Source organism: Vibrio sp. BS-M-Sm-2 (assembly GCF_041504345.1).
GTDB lineage: Bacteria > Pseudomonadota > Gammaproteobacteria > Enterobacterales > Vibrionaceae > Vibrio > Vibrio satsumensis.
Window position 1 is genome coordinate 784,009 of sequence record NZ_CP167895.1, and the last position, 16,958, is coordinate 800,966.

Sequence of the window (16,958 nt, forward strand, 5' to 3'; positions counted from 1 at the left end):
TTCGATTAAAGCATCGGAATGGTCGACGCTAACAGCAAGCCCGCCATACCGTAGTTAAAGCTTTTGATGCGTACTGGCGTTGTTAGCCAGTGTTGTAGCTGTTTGCCTGCTGCCGTCCAGAATGTCACTGATGGTAAGTTGGCTAGCGTGAATATCGCCGCGATGATCGCAAGCTCCCACCATGAACTGCCACTGCTATAAACAGAAATGGCTGTCAGTGCCATTGACCAACCTTTTGGGTTAACCCATTGAAAACTTGCCGCGCCAATGAAGGTCATCGGTTTATAAGCTTCAGTGCTTTTCGCTTTTCCACTCTTGGCTATTTTAATTGCGAGGTACACCAAGTAAGCAAGGCTCAGGTATTTCAATACTTGGTGAGTCACCGGATAGGCGTTGAAAACCCCCATTAACCCAAAGCCAACCAATAGCAACATAGCTGCAAATCCTAGAGCAATGCCAAGCATGTGCGGAATGGTGCGGGCAAAGCCAACATTGGCACCTGATGTCATGAGCATGATGTTATTTGGACCCGGCGTGAAGGTCGAGACAAACGCAAACAAGGCAAGTGCGCTAAGTTGTTCTAAAGGCATAATGGTTCTCCAGCAATAAAATGAACGAAGTGACTGACCGGTCATGACTTTCACGTGTTGAGAAACATAGTAGGTGGAAAGTGAGGCAATTATGTGCTTTTATTTCCTCTATTATCACTAAATGCACAATAATAAGTACTTATGGATAGATTTGACGAAAGGATATTGCAAGAGCTTAAGTTGGACGGCAGAATCTCCAACATTGAGCTCTCAGAGCGGATTGGTTTGTCGGCTTCAGCGACGTTAAGGCGTGTACAAGATCTTGAGCGCAAAGGCATCATTCAAGGTTATCGTGCGGTTCTAGATAACGGCTTAATGGGCGTGGGTTTTATCGCCTACGTTTCGATCGGTTTATCAAGCCACAAAAAATCTGCTCAATTGGAGTTTGAAGAGCACGTTGCTATGGAGAAAGAGGTCGTCGAGTGCCACAACATCACCGGAGCCAATGAGTACTTGTTGCGAGTCGAGACTAAAGACTTGCCGAGCTATAAGAAGTTTCATGCCGATGTGCTGGGGGAGTGCGCTCAGGTTCAATCCATCACAACCATGGTGGTGATGGACACCCCTAAAGATGAGCGTTAATCGAGCTTAATATCAGGAGCGGAATAGTGCCTAATACGAATCAGTTGTTATTGTTCTTAGATGTGGTTCAACAAGGGTCGTTTACCAAAGCGGCAACCTTGCACGACATGGACAATTCTTCACTCTCTAAACAAATCAAAAAGCTTGAGCAAGACTTGGGTGTTCAGCTGCTCAACCGTTCTACTCGTTCGTTTTCTTTGACGTCAGCAGGAGAAGACATTCTCGCGCAAACCTATGTGCTGAAAGACACCATCAATCAGATCCAAGGCATTGCTGATTCGTACCAGTCTGAACCTAAAGGTGTGCTACGAATTACGTCGCCGATTTATTTTGGTCAGCAATACTTGCAACCTATCATCACTCAGTTCATGAGAAAGTACCCAGATGTTCAGATTGTGCTGTCATTAGACGACAAGATCGCCAACATTATCGCAGGGCAGTTTGATATCGCATTTCGCTTCAGCAAGTTGGTGGAATCAAATCTAATTGCCAAGAAGATTGCCGATAGTAACTTCATGCTGGTCGCCTCGAATGACTTTGTTGAGCAGCATGGTAAGCCGAAAACGCCACAAGATCTGTTGTCTCTGCCTGCGGTGATTTATACCAATGGTGATATGACGGTGGATCATCTGCGAATCAGTGAAGAGCCGCATGGCAACACTTTCCAGAACCTGACGATTCGTGGCAACTATAAGGTGAGTGATGTTCGTACTATGGTGTCTTGTGTGAGAGATGGCTTAGGTTATGGCTTTCTTGATCAATCAAACCTGTACGCATCGATGAAAGAGTTGGGCTTAGTGACACTGCTTCCTGATTACGCTATCTCAACAGCGGATACTGCTATATACGCCGTCTACCCACACCGTAAGCAGACCAAGCTAGTAAAAGAGTTCATCACCTCAGTGCAAGATTATATTGGGTCACCAACGATTTGGGAGAAGATGCAGCAAGATTAACGAGTTCTCTGCCATATCAAATCAAAAAAGAAGCCAGAACGTCACACGAACTGGCTTCTTTTTACTTTTCTAACGCTCACTAATTTACAATGTAAAGTTCAGCTATAGCTGGCGTGAGCGTCTCTTTTCCCACAAAGAGTGCCCTTTGATTGAAGCTAGTGGTTGTGAATCGCTTCCTTGCCACTTGGGTACGCTTTTGAACCCAGTACATGACCGTCGACTTCTTTACCATAGTAACCTTGGTGGTTGTGGTAACGCTTAGCATTGCCGGCAACATCACCCTTGTATCGTGGGTCTTGTGGGCGTTCATGGCTGTTCACAAAAGCTGCCACATCCCATGCATCTTGAATTGAAAGTTGCTGACTCTTACCAAGCGGCATGTTTTCGTAAATGAAATAAGCCGCTGTGTTTATACGGTGCATTCCTGCGCCCCAGTTAAACGCGTTCTCACCCCATAATGGTGGGAAGTAAGAGCGACCATCAGCTCCTTTAATGCCTTCGCCATTTTGACCATGACACGTTTGACAGCTGGTTTGGTAAACCTTCTCGCCACGTGCAATAGAAGGTTCTTGTTCTGGGGTGGCGATCCTAGGGTAGCCACGGCCTGCCAATTTGCTTCTGTCATCGATTGGGTATTTGATTAACAGCTCTTGAGGAAGAGGGAAGCTTTCTGCTTTACCACCGACTTGTAACTCTGCATCGCTGATCTCAGGGACGGGTGTGTCTTGCATACCGTTCTTATCTAAGATGCCACCCATCGCCAACCAGTAGGAGTAAGCGCTGAGTGCGACCAGTTCTTTTGAGTCTAAGGCTGGTGCGATTCCGTTCATTGAATAGGTGAAACAGCCTTGAATACGCTCAGCGTAGTTATTGACCTTGTCGTTTTTCTTACGGTAAGCGGGGTAGGCCATGTACGCCCCCCAAAGTGGCGCTGCATTGGGCTTCATACCTGCTTGCATGTGGCAGTTAACACAGTTTTGTTCGTTGCCGACGTATTCGCCGCGCATCTGTTGCGAGTCAACAAACAGTGAGTAACCTAATTTTACTTTGTCGCCAAATTCTCCTGCTGGGATATCCACTAAGTCGCGTGGCACTAGGTACTTGTTGTCTTTCACTTTTTCGACGGCTGGCAGTTCGGTTTGACGATCAGGTAATTCACCATCGGCATAAGCGAGTCCAGAGGCAAGGGTTGCGGTGATTAAAAGTAGTGTTTTCATGCTAGCCCTTTAGTATCGAAAAGATGCGAAGTAGTAAGACAGGTTTTTGATCTCATCGTCGGTCAATTTGCCTGCGATGTTGCCCATCATGTTCAAGTCATCACCCTTGCGAGTGCCGTTTTTCCATGCGTTAAGCTGAGATTGAATGTAGTCGGCATGCTGGCTCGCAAGGCGTGGAAACTTGTCTACGCCCATTCCGCTTGGTCCGTGGCAGGTAGCACATGCTGGAATGTTTCGGTCCCAATCGCCTTGAAATACAAGCTTGCGATACGGGTTCTCGATATCCGCTTGCGAGCCACGCTGTTCTAAGTCCGTGAATTCGTATGAAGGGAGAGAGGCAAAGTATTCGGCAACTTCACGACGAATAGCAGGATCAGACAAGCCATCGGCCATGCCTTTCATAATCGCGCTTTGACGCTCCCCACTAGAGAATAGAATCAATTGATGTTCTAGGTAGTCAGCATTCAGCCCAGCAAGCATAGGGGCGATGTTAGGCATTCCTTTCCCGTCAGCTTGATGGCACCCGCTACAGGTTTCTGCGGCTTCGGGCATAGGGTTAGGTGCTGCTTGTGTAAAACCGGATAAAGAAAGGCTTCCTAAAGCAGCGATGCAAAGCGTGAGAGTTTGAGTTTTTATATTCAGCTTAATCATGAGGCGTCGCTATTGGTTGTAATGCACGCATTTTCGGCATAATTGAGCACTTACGCTATTGTGGATTTCCACATTAATTCGCTTGGAACTTGAGGTAAATCTCACATTAATAACCTTAATCGTCATGATGGTATTTAGTGAGTCCCAAAAAGCTGATTCAAATCGCCGTTAACGAAATGCAAGGGAGCTGCCATGTTCGCCTCGGTGTAACTGCTTGTTAAGGCTCTTTTATGGCACCGATTGTATAAGCATAGTGACTTTATGGAGACTGGCTAAAAATTGTGGCGTAGTGAAGACTGACTGATTGCTTGGGGTAGGGCTGCCGTTCGAAAAACAGAGCAACCTCGAAGGACGAAGTTGCTCTGTTGTGTTCCTAGTTACGAATGAGTAGGGACATGGTTGGATAAGTGCTTAAGTGAGATCTTACGGAGTTTAAATTAAACTTTGTAGATCTTAGCGGGAAGCGCTTGTCTTGCTGCTGCGCCCACCACCCAATCCAGCATGACGCCTTGGCCTTCTCTCGTCGGGTCAATTAAACCAATATCATTGATGTTAACGCCATCGTTTGACTTCATTTTTACCGGTTGCTGCATGTCCCCAATCCAGTGCGCACGTTCGCCGAGCTCTTTGTGTCCAAAGCCGTGTTCAAAGCCTAATGTGCCTTGTTTGATGCCATCAATCACCATCGCCAACGCGTGTGTGGTTGAACTCGGTGTTTCAATAGCAAATACGTCGCCTGTTTTGATACCAGCAGAAGAGGCGTCTTGCGGGTGAATGTAAACTGGGTTCACGCCTTTGATCGACTCCAAACGTGGTGACAAGTTAGATACTGCACTGTGAATGTTGGATTTAAAGTTGGTTAGAGTAAATGGCCACTCTTTGGTCGGGAATTGCTCTGCTAAAGGTGTGCCGTCTGCCAGTTTCTGTGGATACCATGTCGGGCAACCCATGTACTGTTCACCACTGATGGTGTTGCGAGAAGTACCTAGCTTTTCATTCCAGATTGCCAATGGTTTGGTCCATTTGTACTTCATGGTTTCATTGGTGTAGGCATTGGTTGCGTCTTCAAAACGACCGCCACGTGCGAAGATATACGCCACTTTGAGCATCTCTTCTGGCTTGAGCGTTTTGTTCATCACAGGTACAAGGCGTTCTAGACCAGACCAAACGATATCTTCGGCATCTACATTCGGCACTCCGCCTTTAACGAACGCTAGATTAGCCGCAGAGCGTAGGTAGAAATCTTCCGCACTATGGATGCCGTGCCAGTTACCTTGGCTGTCTTTAATGACGTTATCGCCAAAGCCACCTAAGCCAAGTGTTTTCGCGACATCAATAAAGAAGTTCTCTAGGTTGATCGCGCGCCCATCTTGAGTGCGTGAGGTTTTAGGCTCAACTATCGGCCAACGAGCGGTGATCGCTTTGGTCGCAACGCCATGCCAAGGTGTTGCCATGCCCCAGCTTTCGTAGGTAACCGTGTCCGGCACAAGGTAATCTGATAATGCTGTTGTTTCATTGATGAAGGCATCGATAGAGACGATCAAGCCAAGCTGTTTTGGATCTTTAAGCTTTACACCCAACAGGTTATCTAACCCTGGCACGCCATAAAGTGGATTAGCCATGTGGTTGATCCACGCTTTTGCGCGGTAAGGGTAACCATCAATCGCAGCTGATAAGTGCTCGGTTAAAAGCGGTGCTGAGATTGGGTACCACGGCGCACGTGTTGGGTAGGGTGATTCACCAGCTGCAACACGGCGTTTGTATTCGTTGGTCTTGTGATACGGGAATTTGCTGCGAGACAAGAACACGCCTTGAGGCTTAGTTTTACCTTTGAACTTGGTAAAGTCGTAACGTGGACCAGCAACAGAAGTCGGGTAGCCGCCCGCTTTTGCCATCGCACCACCTTTGGCGTTGATGTTACCTATCAGCGCGTTCAGCATCAGAATAGAGAACGAGTTGTAGAAACCATTGGTGTGCATGTTGCCACCGTGAGTATCCACCACTGCTTTTGTACCATAGCTGGTGAAACGTTTCGCTAGCGTAATAATCTGATCTTGTGGGATTTCACATTGCTCACTGTAGTAAGCAAGGTCGTATTTGAAGGCTTCTTCTTTCAATCGTTGTAGAGAAGACTTAACACGGACGGTTTGACCATCAATTTCTACGTCTTGATCGACGAACAGAGCCGCTTCATTCACCTGAATATGCGATGATAATAGTGACGTTGTCACATCTAGTGCGATGAATCCATCATCGTCAGACATCGGCTCACCTGTTTCTAGCAAACCAATATCCGATGCACGAAGCATGCGCCCGTTTTGTGGGTGTGCTTCGTCGCTGATCACGAGGTGAGATGCATTACACCAATGGGTGGTGCCGGCTTTCTGCATCGCTTGCGCACTTGGGCGAGACAAGAAATCATGGTTGTAACGTTGGTTCTCGATGATCCATTGGATCATGCCCAATACTAATGCTGAATCGGTGCCCGGTTTGATCGGAAGCCAGTTGTTGCGATCGCCCGCCGCAAGGCTTGATGATCCTGCAGGAAGGCTTGGCGTCACTATGGTGTAGCTCAGTTTTCCGTTAGTACGCGCCTCTGCAAGTTGTCGTGCTTGACGCTTAAACGGGTTACCTGCTTGAGCCGGAGACATACCGATGAAAAGAATGAACTCAGCGTTATTAAAGTCGGGTTTTAAGTGCGAGAACTTATCTAAATCATTCATGATCGCGCCTGAACCTGCGCGGAACGCGTAGCCACAGTAAGAGCCGTGGTGGCCAAAGTTGCGAGTGCCGTAGCTGTTAAACGCAAAGCGCTTCAAGATGTCATCACGGCCTTCATTACCCGCATTGGTCACAAGCAGTTGGTTGGCTTTTGGTCCGTATTCAGGGTTGTTCGGATCAAGTGGTATTTTGATATCGCGAATCGAACGTAAGCCTTCCACTTCCCCCTCACCGAACAAGTCACCACCTTCGGTGATCTCAGAGATAAGCTGTTCGTAGCTGATGGGTTCCCATTTTCCCTCACCGCGCTTACCGACACGTTTAAGCGGTTGAGTAATTCGGTATGGGCTGTTTTGAATCTCTAACATGCCATTACCACGGGCGCAGGCTGTCGAGCGGTTATTGATACCTGATTCACCAGACAAGCCAATGTAGGCGTCTTTTACCGGCGTTTTGAACGGGATCTGCTGATCACTTGATAGCGGGTGGTACGGGTTACCTGAGATACGTAAGATCTCGTCATTGCGATTATCGATACGTACACGCAAGCCACACAGTGTCCAGCAACCGAAACACATTGATGGTGCCACGCGTTGGTTTGGATTTGGCGAGATCTTACCTTGCTCATCGACACTGTACTCCGTCTCTAACGAATTACCGTGGTGGATGTGGTTGGTTTTCTTGCCTGCTGTGCCATCGATAGCACCGTGAACCATGTGTTTTGTGGTTGTCGCATAACCTGCAGCAAAAGCTCCAACACCACCGGCAGCAAGGCCTGTTTTCAAAAATTGACGACGTTTGTTATCCATGATGATTCCTCAGACTACAAGCTATGTGAATGGTTAAGTGGTGACGATGTATTTTGGTTTGGCTTCGATGTTGTCTTTGGTGCAGAGCCAGTTGTTCTTGTAGATCCAACAGACACGATTTCAGAGGCGAACAACGCAAGTGCTAACCAAAGACCACACATACCGACAATGCCGAGTAAACCTGCGCTACCCATTGGCAATTCATAAGGGAATGCACCCACATCAAAACGTGGAATGGTTTGAACTTCCATCATGGTGACCCAACGTACCGCCCAGGCTGAAACGATGGTTGCAAGCGCAACAGCAATAACTCCAAGCTTGCTTTGCGATAGACGTTGCAGAGGTAGAACTAAGATCATGCATAACAAAATGCTGGTGGTGATGATGCCTAAATTGATGCCCCAAGCGTCGTTCTCATAAAGATTGAAATGACCATGGTTAGATGCCCAAATCGACGTAAGAATGATGGCAAGACCGCCCGTTAACGTAATGGTTCTTTGTACCAGAGCGAGGTCTGTTGGTTTCAAGCTTGGTTTGCTTAAAGGCAGCAGAGCCCAAATCAACAGCGTTAAACCCGTTGCAGCAAAGAATGCGGTCGTGAACCAAAGTAGCGGTGAAGCCGGTTGATGCCAAAGCGAGCGGCTCGCCAAAATCGCAATCTCTGCGCCTGTGTAAAGCGCGATGCTTAAGCCCGAAACTGCCGTCACTGCAGCGAGTGCAATCATTAGTTTTGTTGAAACCTGCCATTGCCCTAGCGTTAGCCAAGACAAACGTTTTAGAAGCGGGTTTTCACTCTCTTTAAGTTGTGCGATGTCGTCACGCAGGTAAACCCAAGCCGTTGCGACAGCCAGACCAGAGAACAAAGGTAGAAACAGAGAACCTAGAGACATCCACGACCAAGGCGTGATGTGGGCGTAGAAGTGCCAAGCACGTCCTGGTTGATGTAAGTCACCAGTTAGTGCTAGTGGCCCAACAATTGCGCCGATGGCCATCACAAGCACAAGGGCTGCACGAAATTGATGACTGGTTGAATTTTTAAATATCAGGGCAATCAAAAACAGAATCGCAGCCGCGTAAGCCGAACCTATGTAGAAGAAATACTGAACCGCCCACGGTAGCCAAGCGATCTCTTGAGCGGGAACTAACACCTCAGTGATATTCATGCTGTCTCTCCTTGTTTGCTTTGTGTCGCGATTGCCAATTCTTGTTCGCTAGAGGATGAGTTATCGATGGCGGCTGGATCATAAATCGCAGGTTGCCCTTCAATGTGGCTAACGAATCGCTCGTTCATGCCGATATAGAAAACATGTGGGTTGGTATTCTGCTCTGGTTTAAGCACCTTGATGTCGTCTTGGTTTTCATTGAGCAGGCGGTTAATTTCGCTGTTTGGGTCTTTGAGGTCACCAATGACACGCGCACCACCAACACAGGTTTCTACACAGGCGGGCAGCAAGCCATCTTCAAGGCGGTGTGCGCAGAAGGTGCATTTGTCTGCGGTAAGGGTGTCGTTATTGATGAATCGAGCGTCGTAAGGGCAGGCTTGAACGCAGTAAGCACAGGCTACGCAGCGTTCATTGTCGACCATCACGATGCCATCTTCGCGTTGGAAGGTCGCTTGAACTGGACAAACCTTGATGCAGGGAGCGTTGTCACAGTGATTACAGAGGCGAGGCAACATGAAAGATTTCACGTCTTGTTGAGCAGTCGAACCATCATCAAGGGAGACTTCATACTGTTTTACGGTGGTTCTGAACTGGCCGATTGGTGCTTGGTTTTCAACGCTACAACCCACTGTACATGCCTGACAGCCCACACATTTACGTAAATCAACCGCCATGGCGTAGCGTTTACCTATTTCGCCTTTGCGGTCAGGTTGGTTGTTATTGCGAATGGCTGTGCTTGCGACTGCGGTATTGATTCCGGTAATGGGAATGAGTGCAGCACCCGCGGAAACTTTGCCGAACTGGCTGAGAAACCGTCTTTTCAATGAGTCCATATTGGTACCTATAAATGGGTATTGGTTCTGTTGAGCTCATTGTCAGATTTTGACCCTACACGGGGTATTGTGGATTTCCACATTCCCAGATCAAAGTTGATCTAGAACAAATGTGGTTTTCGCTATCTAGCTGTTATGCTTTATTTAAAAGTGCTTCAACGCGTTGAGAAATCATTGAATAGGTAACCCGATTGAATAAAGAGATGTCCATGACCGCTCGCAACCTCATCACATTCATCAGTACGTGCTGGCTGAGCTTGAGTGCAGGTATTTGTGTTGCTGCTCAAACGGAGCCCGTTTCGGTAGCGATAAATACGATTGAATCAGAACAGACGATTGAAGTGGGTGTTTTAGCTATCAGGGGCAAACTTGCAGCGCAACAACGCTGGCAACCAACGATGGACTGGTTGTCTGAGCGTATCCCGGGAAAACACTTTGTTCTCAAGCCCTTTAACTTGGAAGAGATGGCCGAAGCGGTAAAGAAGGTCGAGGTCGATTTTGTAATCACTAATCCAGGTCAGGCGGTTCGTTTAGGACGTCAGTATGACCTCTCTTGGATGGCGACTATGACTAGCCACAACTACAACGATCAAGGTGTGAGCAGCACGCGTAGTATCGGGTCTGCATTAGTGGTCAGAAGAATGTCACCTTATATCTCTCTAGAACAATTGAGCGGTAAGCCGATTGCGGCAGTATCTGAAAATGCTTTTGGTGGTTACCTCACTATGCGTTACCAAGTGATGCAACAAGGGCTCAACCCCAATCACTTTTTCTCTAATACTCAGTTCTTAGGTTTCCCTATTGATGCCAGCTTGTATCAACTGCGTGAAGGGCACATTGAAGCTGCGGTGGTGCCTGCGTGTTTGGTCGAGAGCATGATCAGCGAAGGTTTGCTGGTGGCTAGTCAATATCGTGTTATCGACAATCAAGCACCAGAAGGGTTCCGATGTCAGGTGTCTACGCCGTTGTACCCTAACTGGTCGTTTGCCAAAACAGAGCGAGCGTCTTCGGCACTGGCGAAACAAATGAGTCAGGTGTTATTTGCGGTGCCAAAAAGCAGTGCGCCAGCCATTGCAGCGAATGCATCGGGTTGGACTTCACCGACAAGCCTGCTGTCGATCGATAAGCTATACCAACAACTCGACATGCATCCACTGCAACAACCTTGGTGGAAAGAAGCGTTAATCTGGCTCAAGTACAATCAACAGTGGGCATGGGCGTTCTTTATTCTTGTCGTATCGCTGAATGCTTACCACTTCTGGTTGGAATACAAATTCAGTCGCAGCAAAAAACAACTAGAAGCGACGTTGTACAAGCTAAAGAGTAAGAGTGAACAGCTAGAGCACTCACAACGTATCGCGGTAGTTGGTGAACTAGGTAGTAGCTTGGCACACGAGATCAATCAGCCTCTGGCAGCAATTCGGAATTATAGCGAAGGCGGTTTACTGCGGATTTCGAAGAACAAACCGCTGACTGACATAGAGCCTGTATTTGAGAAGATCCAGTCTCAAGTGGACCGTGCTGATGCGATCATCCAGCGCTTAAGAAACATGATAAAGAAACGTTCATCAGAGAAGTCTCAGACAGATATTGAGCAGTTACTAACAGACACCATTGAGTTACTGCAATTCCGATTACAGAAGCACAAGATCAGCATTGAACGTTATGCGGTGGGCAAACCTATCAAGCTAAATGTTGACCCAGTGGGCTTGCAACAGGTAGTTGTAAACCTGATCAACAATGCGACTGATGCGTGTAATGCTCAGATGCATCGCGAACAAAGCGCTACGTCTGATATTGGCAACAAAAATAACGAACTATCGACAATTAAAGTGATTACCGAGTATCAACCGGATAAAATGATGTTGTCGATTATCGACAACGGCACGGGCTTAGATTTCACTGAACAAGAAGTGACTCAAGCTTTTGTGAGCAGCAAAGAAAATGGCTTGGGGTTAGGGCTCGCGATTTGCCAAGATGTCATTGAAGATCACAGTGGGCAAATGACGATCACGTCACTTACCCCACATGGATGTCATGTTGCGGTGACACTGCCTTTCTCTCTTTCACGTGATTCATAAGGAATCTTGTTATGTCTGAACTTCATCAAAGGCTTCCTGTTTATGTGGTTGATGACGATGAGTCGATGCGCGACTCGTTGGTGTTCCTATTAGAAGAGCATGATTTCACCGTGTCAGCTTTTGAAGATGGCCCGAGTTTTTTGGACTCAGTAGATTTGAGTGCACCGGGGTGTGTGGTATTAGACAGCCGAATGCCAGAGATGAGAGGGCAGCAAGTTCATGAGTTTATGGTGAAAGCGCAGAGCCCACTGTCGGTGATTTACCTGACGGGCCATGGTGATGTGCCAATGGCGGTTGAAGCCCTACAAGCTGGCGCGGTTAACTTCTTTCAAAAGCCTGTCAAAGGTAATGAGTTAGCCGAGGCAATCAAACAAGGTTTGGACGCTTCTGAAAAGCACTTACAAATGAATGTGTATCGCCAAGCGTACGCATCGTTAACCGAGCGTGAGATAGACATCCTCAAACAAATTATCGACGGCAAGCGTAACCAGAAAATTGCTGATGAATTGTGCATCGCCATGAGAACTGTGGAAGTACACCGAGCGAGTTTGATGAAGAAGTTTTCTGCGAAAACAGTTGCTGAGCTAGCATACATTTATGGGCAGCTTACCTAAGCATAGATGTAAGGTATTAGGGATGGAGAATCATTACTTTTACCACTGATTCTCTGATGACAGGTGGTCTTCATCAGTAATCGATATTGAAGCAAGATCACACCATTTATGGAGTGCATAAGGATGGGTCTTAGGAGGCTTTTTATCGCTATGTATTCCTGAGATACTGAACTAAGTTCATTTTAGGGCGGAACGTTTTAATAACGGCGCGTTTCCCTGTAATTCGAAACATTCACTATAGGTTGATAACTCCTCGATACCGAGGCTGATATCAGCCGAGTTAGGTTAAAATATTTTATGAGTACAATGGGAATCGCAATTGGTGCGACGGCTCTTTCGTTAATACTTGTCGCGGTGTGGCTGATCTCTTTATCGCTAAGAAAGCAGCGCTTGGAACAAGAACGTAAGGCTCGTGCTGTCGCTTACCGAAAAGCGATTGAAAAAGCGCGCATACAAGAGCAAAAAGAGCGTCACTTTAAAGCCGAAACTGGGCATGTACCGTCGATTCTGTATTTGGCGAAAGAAGCTGAACGTAACAATATTAAGGAAGCTCTGTATTGGTACGACAAAGCGGCGCAACTCGATAATATCAATGGCATGTACGGCATTGTACGCCTAAGCATGAAGCGCAAAGAAGACCTGATTTTAAGAGAGAAAGCCAACTTTTGGCAGCTAGCAATCTCTGCTTTAGACAATGATGTATCGGCGAAATTCGAGATGGGTAAAGCGCTCGTTTTCGGCCGAGGAACTGATAAAAACATTCCCAAAGGTTATACCTTCATCGAAGAGTCTGCGGCTGGTGGTAATACCGAAGCGATGTTGTTTATCGGTGACTGGTGTCTAGATAAAGAAAATCCAGATTATTCTGCTGAGAGCTCTGTTGAGTGGTACCAAAAAGCCGCCGAAAAAAATAACCTAGACGGCAAGATCAAACTGGGTATGAGCTATTTGAACGGTGTGGGTGTTGAGCCTAACCATGGCGAGGCTGTTTACTGGTTTGAGACGGCTGCAGAAAAGAACAGTGCAGAAGCGATGTTTAGAGCGGGCGAAGCATGGATCGACCATGGCGAACACGGTAATGCCATCGCTTATATCTGGTTATTCCTCTCAGCTCATTTTGGTTACTCAGAAGCAAAGCATTTAAGGGATAAGGTCGGCGGGGAGCTTGGTGTGGATGCCGTCGTGGGCTTGCAGGCTCTGACTAAGCCGATAATGACTAAGCTGACACAAGAAGCAATTACTAAGCACTCAATCATTAAAGCGCTCAATAAGCTCTACAAACGCAATGTACCTGTTCCTAAGAAAGTGAAAGAAGTGCTCGATGAAGAAGGTAACGAGTTGAATGTAGATACGAGCCGCATAGAGACTCAAGCGCCTAGTGAGCAAGAGACTAACGTTGATTATAGCCAACAGGTGAATACCGAGCAGGTACCAACAGATAAACAAGCTAGTCAGAATAGTGGTTCTCTAGACTTTAGTCAGTCTGCGGTTGACTCTAGCTGGAACAGAAACCAGTAAGTTGTGCTCATTAGCTGTGTACGATTATCTATGGAGCAACTTGCGATTAGTCGACATATAGTTTTAGCTCTAATCGAGAAACTCAAGACAACAAAAAGGGAAGCTGATGCTTCCCTTTTTATTTATGTGCTATTTGCTTTTAGAGCTTAGAGCTTAGAGCTTAGAGCTTAGAGCTAATACCTAAGAGCTTATTTAGCTTTGTTTTGTTCAGCTTTACATACAGCCGCAGTGAACACGACGTCAGTTGAGCTGTTAAGTGCTGTTTCAGCTGAATCTTGAATCACACCGATAATGAAACCAACCGCTACAACCTGCATCGCTACATCGTTAGAAATACCGAATAGGCCACATGCTAGTGGGATAAGCAGTAGTGAACCGCCAGCAACACCCGATGCGCCACATGCCGATACTGCAGCAACAAGGCTTAGTAGAATCGCCGTGAAGATATCAATCTCAATACCCATTGTGTGTACAGCTGCAAGTGTCAACACAGTGATGGTGATTGCAGCACCCGCCATGTTGATCGTTGCACCTAGTGGGATAGATACAGAGTAAGTATCTTCGTCGAGGTTTAGTTTCTTACAAAGGTTCATGTTCACTGGGATGTTTGCAGCACTTGAACGAGTGAAGAATGCCGTTACACCAGATTCACGAATACATTGCAGTACAAGTGGGTATGGATTCTGTTTTGTCTTTACAAAGACAAGCAGTGGGTTAACCACAAGAGCAATAATCAGCATTGAGCTTAGTAGAACCGCTAGAAGTTGACCGTAGCTTGCAAGTGCATCGAAGCCCGTTGTTGCGAATGTTGTCGAAACAAGACCGAAGATACCGAATGGCGCAAGACGAATAATGAAGCGAACAATGTGTGAAACACTGTGGCTAAGGTCTTCGAAAACTGCTTTGGTTGTTGCAGATGCGTGGTGCAGTGCAAGACCAAGGCCGATTGCCCAAGCAAGAATACCGATGTAGTTCGCGTTCATTAGCGCGCTAACTGGATTATCTACAAGTTTGAATAATAGGGCATGAAGAACTTCCGCAATACCTTGAGGTGGGTTAGCACCTTCAGCGCCAGCAACCAGTGTCAAAGTGGTCGGGAACATGAAGCTCAGTACTACAGCAGTCAGTGCAGCTGAGAACGTACCAATCAGGTAAAGCACAATGATTGGACGCATGTGGGTATGCTGACCTTTCTTTTGGTTTGCGATAGAAGCTGCAACAAGAATGAATACTAAAATTGGGGCAACAGCTTTCAGAGCACCAACAAACAGACTACCTAGTAGGCCTGCATCTTGAGCTGCTGAAGGAGAAACCATGGCGAGAACGACACCGAAAACAATACCAGCAAGGATCTGTAGAACGAGATTTCCACGAGCGATGCGGGCGAGCATGTTGTGATTTTGCATAAAATACCTGCAATTGTTAATTTATTATAGTGATGTATCTTTTTATAAAGTTGTACCAAATCCGACTATACACTAGTGGAATGGGCGGTCATATTAGCGGGATCTAAGAGGGTGTCTAGGAATAGTTTACTTTTAGGGTGATTGTTTGCGCTACGTGGTGTTTTTAGAGCTAAATGTTAAATAAATGTATTTTGATTGAGCTATAAATCTGCAGGATGACATTTGATAGACTCAATATGCTGTAAATTTGGAAATGTAAACGGATATTGGTAAGAACATTGTGTGCATAAATAGTCACACTAAGACCAAATTGAAACAAAAAGCCCCACGTGTTTAACACTATGGGGCTAAGCTTGTCTCAAATACAGCTTATAGTCGTTAACTTAAAGGTTTAGTCAGAAGCTTTTTTAAGATTTCGACTTTCTGATTGAACGGTTTTGTACATCTTCGAAAGCTGCTTACTGTTAGCACGTTGCTCTGCCAATGAGGCACCATTTCTGGCTTGCTCTCGCAATAGCTTTTGATAGTTATTAAATCGTCGTTCAGACAACTCACCACTCTCAATAGCTTTGCGTATTTTGCACCCTGGCTCTGATTCATGATGACAATCAGAGAATCGGCAATGCATGGCTAACTCTTCGACATCAGAAAAGGTTTCACTCACGCCTTCAGCGCAGTCTGCAAGTTGTAGCTCTCGCATTCCTGGAGTATCGAGCAGTAAACCACCTGATGTTAGCAAGTGGAGCGAGCGTGATGTAGTTGTATGACGGCCTTTACTGTCGTCTTCACGAATACCACCGGTCGCTTGCTGAGTTTCACCGAGCAATGAATTGACGAGCGTAGATTTTCCGACGCCAGACGAACCCATCAAAGCAACAGTTTTGCCCGTTTTACACCAAGGTGACAATACTTGAGTTGATTCTTGGTCTAGGCTGTTTACCGCTTCGATCATCAGTATAGAATCTAAGCTTTGCACTTGTTGTACTTTGTCTTGGTAGTCGTCACATAAGTCTTTCTTGGTGAGTACGATAACCGCTTCAACCTGTGCTTCATTGGCGAGCGCTAGGTAGCGTTCGATACGGCTTAGATTAAAGTCGTTATTTAACGAAACCACGATAAAAACGGTGTCGATATTGGCTGAAATATATTGTTCAGCTACGCGACTGCCAGCAGCTTTACGGCGGAAGAGCGATTGACGGTCTAGTAAGCGGTCGAATTGCAGATCAGAGTTCAAAATCACCCAGTCGCCAACGGTCATTGCCGGTTGGTTTTGGTGGATGGGTAGAACAATTTCACCTTGCTCTGATGCTAATGTATAGCCACTACGGTGATGTGCGACGATACGAGCAATGGCGGAATGGTCATAGTCTTCGAGTGTCAGTTGTTGTTGGAATACAGGTTGCCATCCAAGTTGTTGAAGTGACATTGGATGAGAAAATGCGTTTTGTGAATTCATGTCTATTTACCCAGACGTGCGAGCTTTGATGGTATGAATTTAAAAGCGTCGAAACGTCAAAAATGCTTTAGAGTTTGGGTCGAATTCAAATAGATAGGACCCCGGATTGATTCATGCGTCATGTGCATGCCTTGATCATGTGCGAGCAAGTGTAAACCGGGTAAAAGTGTGCGGTCGTCAATGGATGACGATAAGTTGGTAGCTCGGTGTTTAAGTTTGATTAACCAAACAAATTAACGCGTTACTTTTACTGCCAGTTTTAGTGTGTTCATTACAATCATCTTCTATTCTCCTTGGTTATTAATGTGGTCAGGCTTTGAATAAAAAGCGCGCTCAGTTTAGCAAAAAGCCACGATGGCGA

Annotated in this window: 13 protein-coding genes; 5 read left to right on the forward strand and 8 right to left on the reverse strand. The window is 46.4% G+C overall.

Features of this window, described 5'->3' with window-relative positions; translation table 11 throughout:
- Window positions 1–5: 5 nt before the first annotated feature.
- On the reverse strand, window positions 6–590 hold the full coding sequence (locus AB8613_RS19580; RefSeq protein WP_060980635.1) for a LysE family translocator: 585 nt from the start codon (window positions 588–590) through the stop codon (window positions 6–8).
- A gap of 141 nt (window positions 591–731) precedes the next feature.
- Between AB8613_RS19580 and AB8613_RS19585 the strand changes: the two genes are divergently transcribed.
- Window positions 732–1,172: an Lrp/AsnC family transcriptional regulator gene (locus AB8613_RS19585; protein ID WP_137406201.1), complete on the forward strand. Its 441-nt coding sequence runs from the start codon at window positions 732–734 to the stop codon at window positions 1,170–1,172.
- A gap of 26 nt (window positions 1,173–1,198) precedes the next feature.
- Entirely contained in the window at window positions 1,199–2,128 is a 930-nt protein-coding gene (locus AB8613_RS19590; RefSeq protein WP_372385692.1) for a LysR family transcriptional regulator, read from the forward strand.
- Between the two features lie 155 nt (window positions 2,129–2,283).
- Here AB8613_RS19590 and AB8613_RS19595 read toward each other — a convergent pair whose 3' ends face one another.
- The 5 genes from AB8613_RS19595 to dsrO all read right to left on the reverse strand — a co-directional run bounded on the left by AB8613_RS19595 (window position 2,284) and on the right by dsrO (window position 9,522).
- Window positions 2,284–3,345, reverse strand: a complete 1,062-nt coding sequence (locus tag AB8613_RS19595) for a c-type cytochrome (RefSeq protein ID WP_372385693.1) — start codon at window positions 3,343–3,345, stop codon at window positions 2,284–2,286.
- 9 nt (window positions 3,346–3,354) lie between these two features.
- The gene (locus AB8613_RS19600; RefSeq protein WP_146491023.1) at window positions 3,355–3,996 is read right to left on the reverse strand and encodes a cytochrome c; all 642 of its coding nucleotides are present in this window, start codon (window positions 3,994–3,996) and stop codon (window positions 3,355–3,357) included.
- A 437-nt stretch (window positions 3,997–4,433) separates the two neighbouring features.
- On the reverse strand, window positions 4,434–7,526 hold the full coding sequence (locus AB8613_RS19605) for a tetrathionate reductase subunit A (protein WP_372385695.1): 3,093 nt from the start codon (window positions 7,524–7,526) through the stop codon (window positions 4,434–4,436).
- Between the two features lie 14 nt (window positions 7,527–7,540).
- Window positions 7,541–8,689, reverse strand: a complete 1,149-nt coding sequence (gene nrfD / locus AB8613_RS19610; protein WP_372385697.1) for an NrfD/PsrC family molybdoenzyme membrane anchor subunit — start codon at window positions 8,687–8,689, stop codon at window positions 7,541–7,543.
- Window positions 8,686–9,522 carry a sulfate reduction electron transfer complex DsrMKJOP subunit DsrO gene (gene dsrO / locus AB8613_RS19615; RefSeq protein WP_146491020.1) on the reverse strand — a complete coding sequence of 279 codons (837 nt, stop codon included), beginning with the start codon at window positions 9,520–9,522 and terminating at the stop codon, window positions 8,686–8,688. The genes nrfD and dsrO overlap by 4 nt, the downstream gene beginning before the upstream one ends.
- 209 nt (window positions 9,523–9,731) lie before the next feature.
- Between dsrO and AB8613_RS19620 the strand changes: the two genes are divergently transcribed.
- From AB8613_RS19620 to AB8613_RS19630, 3 genes are all read left to right on the forward strand, one after another.
- On the forward strand, window positions 9,732–11,603 hold the full coding sequence (locus AB8613_RS19620; protein WP_372385700.1) for a PhnD/SsuA/transferrin family substrate-binding protein: 1,872 nt from the start codon (window positions 9,732–9,734) through the stop codon (window positions 11,601–11,603).
- An 11-nt stretch (window positions 11,604–11,614) separates the two neighbouring features.
- Window positions 11,615–12,217 carry a response regulator transcription factor gene (locus AB8613_RS19625; protein ID WP_146491018.1) on the forward strand — a complete coding sequence of 201 codons (603 nt, stop codon included), beginning with the start codon at window positions 11,615–11,617 and terminating at the stop codon, window positions 12,215–12,217.
- Window positions 12,218–12,523: 306 nt separating this feature from the next.
- Window positions 12,524–13,735 (forward strand): tetratricopeptide repeat protein, encoded by a 1,212-nt coding sequence (locus tag AB8613_RS19630; protein ID WP_372385799.1) that lies wholly within the window; start codon window positions 12,524–12,526, stop codon window positions 13,733–13,735.
- 188 nt (window positions 13,736–13,923) lie between these two features.
- Here the strand turns inward: AB8613_RS19630 and sstT are convergent, their stop codons facing one another.
- A complete protein-coding gene (gene sstT, locus AB8613_RS19635; protein ID WP_372385702.1) occupies window positions 13,924–15,141 on the reverse strand; it encodes a serine/threonine transporter SstT in 1,218 nt (405 codons plus the stop codon).
- Window positions 15,142–15,532: 391 nt separating this feature from the next.
- Window positions 15,533–16,597 (reverse strand): ribosome small subunit-dependent GTPase A, encoded by a 1,065-nt coding sequence (rsgA, locus tag AB8613_RS19640; protein WP_372385704.1) that lies wholly within the window; start codon window positions 16,595–16,597, stop codon window positions 15,533–15,535.
- Window positions 16,598–16,958 lie beyond the last annotated feature (361 nt).

Bases quoted from the DNA above. Each gene is read 5' to 3' on its own strand.
- rsgA (WP_372385704.1), bottom strand. From the start codon at position 16,597: ATGAATTCACAAAACGCATTTTCTCATCCAATGTCACTTCAACAACTT.
- AB8613_RS19630 (WP_372385799.1), top strand. From the start codon at position 12,524: ATGGGAATCGCAATTGGTGCGACGGCTCTTTCGTTAATACTTGTCGCG.
- AB8613_RS19600 (WP_146491023.1), bottom strand. From the start codon at position 3,996: ATGATTAAGCTGAATATAAAAACTCAAACTCTCACGCTTTGCATCGCT.
- dsrO (WP_146491020.1), bottom strand. From the start codon at position 9,522: ATGGACTCATTGAAAAGACGGTTTCTCAGCCAGTTCGGCAAAGTTTCC.
- AB8613_RS19580 (WP_060980635.1), bottom strand. From the start codon at position 590: ATGCCTTTAGAACAACTTAGCGCACTTGCCTTGTTTGCGTTTGTCTCG.
- AB8613_RS19620 (WP_372385700.1), top strand. From the start codon at position 9,732: ATGACCGCTCGCAACCTCATCACATTCATCAGTACGTGCTGGCTGAGC.
- AB8613_RS19585 (WP_137406201.1), top strand. From the start codon at position 732: ATGGATAGATTTGACGAAAGGATATTGCAAGAGCTTAAGTTGGACGGC.
- AB8613_RS19625 (WP_146491018.1), top strand. From the start codon at position 11,615: ATGTCTGAACTTCATCAAAGGCTTCCTGTTTATGTGGTTGATGACGAT.
- sstT (WP_372385702.1), bottom strand. From the start codon at position 15,141: ATGCAAAATCACAACATGCTCGCCCGCATCGCTCGTGGAAATCTCGTT.
- AB8613_RS19595 (WP_372385693.1), bottom strand. From the start codon at position 3,345: ATGAAAACACTACTTTTAATCACCGCAACCCTTGCCTCTGGACTCGCT.
- nrfD (WP_372385697.1), bottom strand. From the start codon at position 8,689: ATGAATATCACTGAGGTGTTAGTTCCCGCTCAAGAGATCGCTTGGCTA.
- AB8613_RS19605 (WP_372385695.1), bottom strand. From the start codon at position 7,526: ATGGATAACAAACGTCGTCAATTTTTGAAAACAGGCCTTGCTGCCGGT.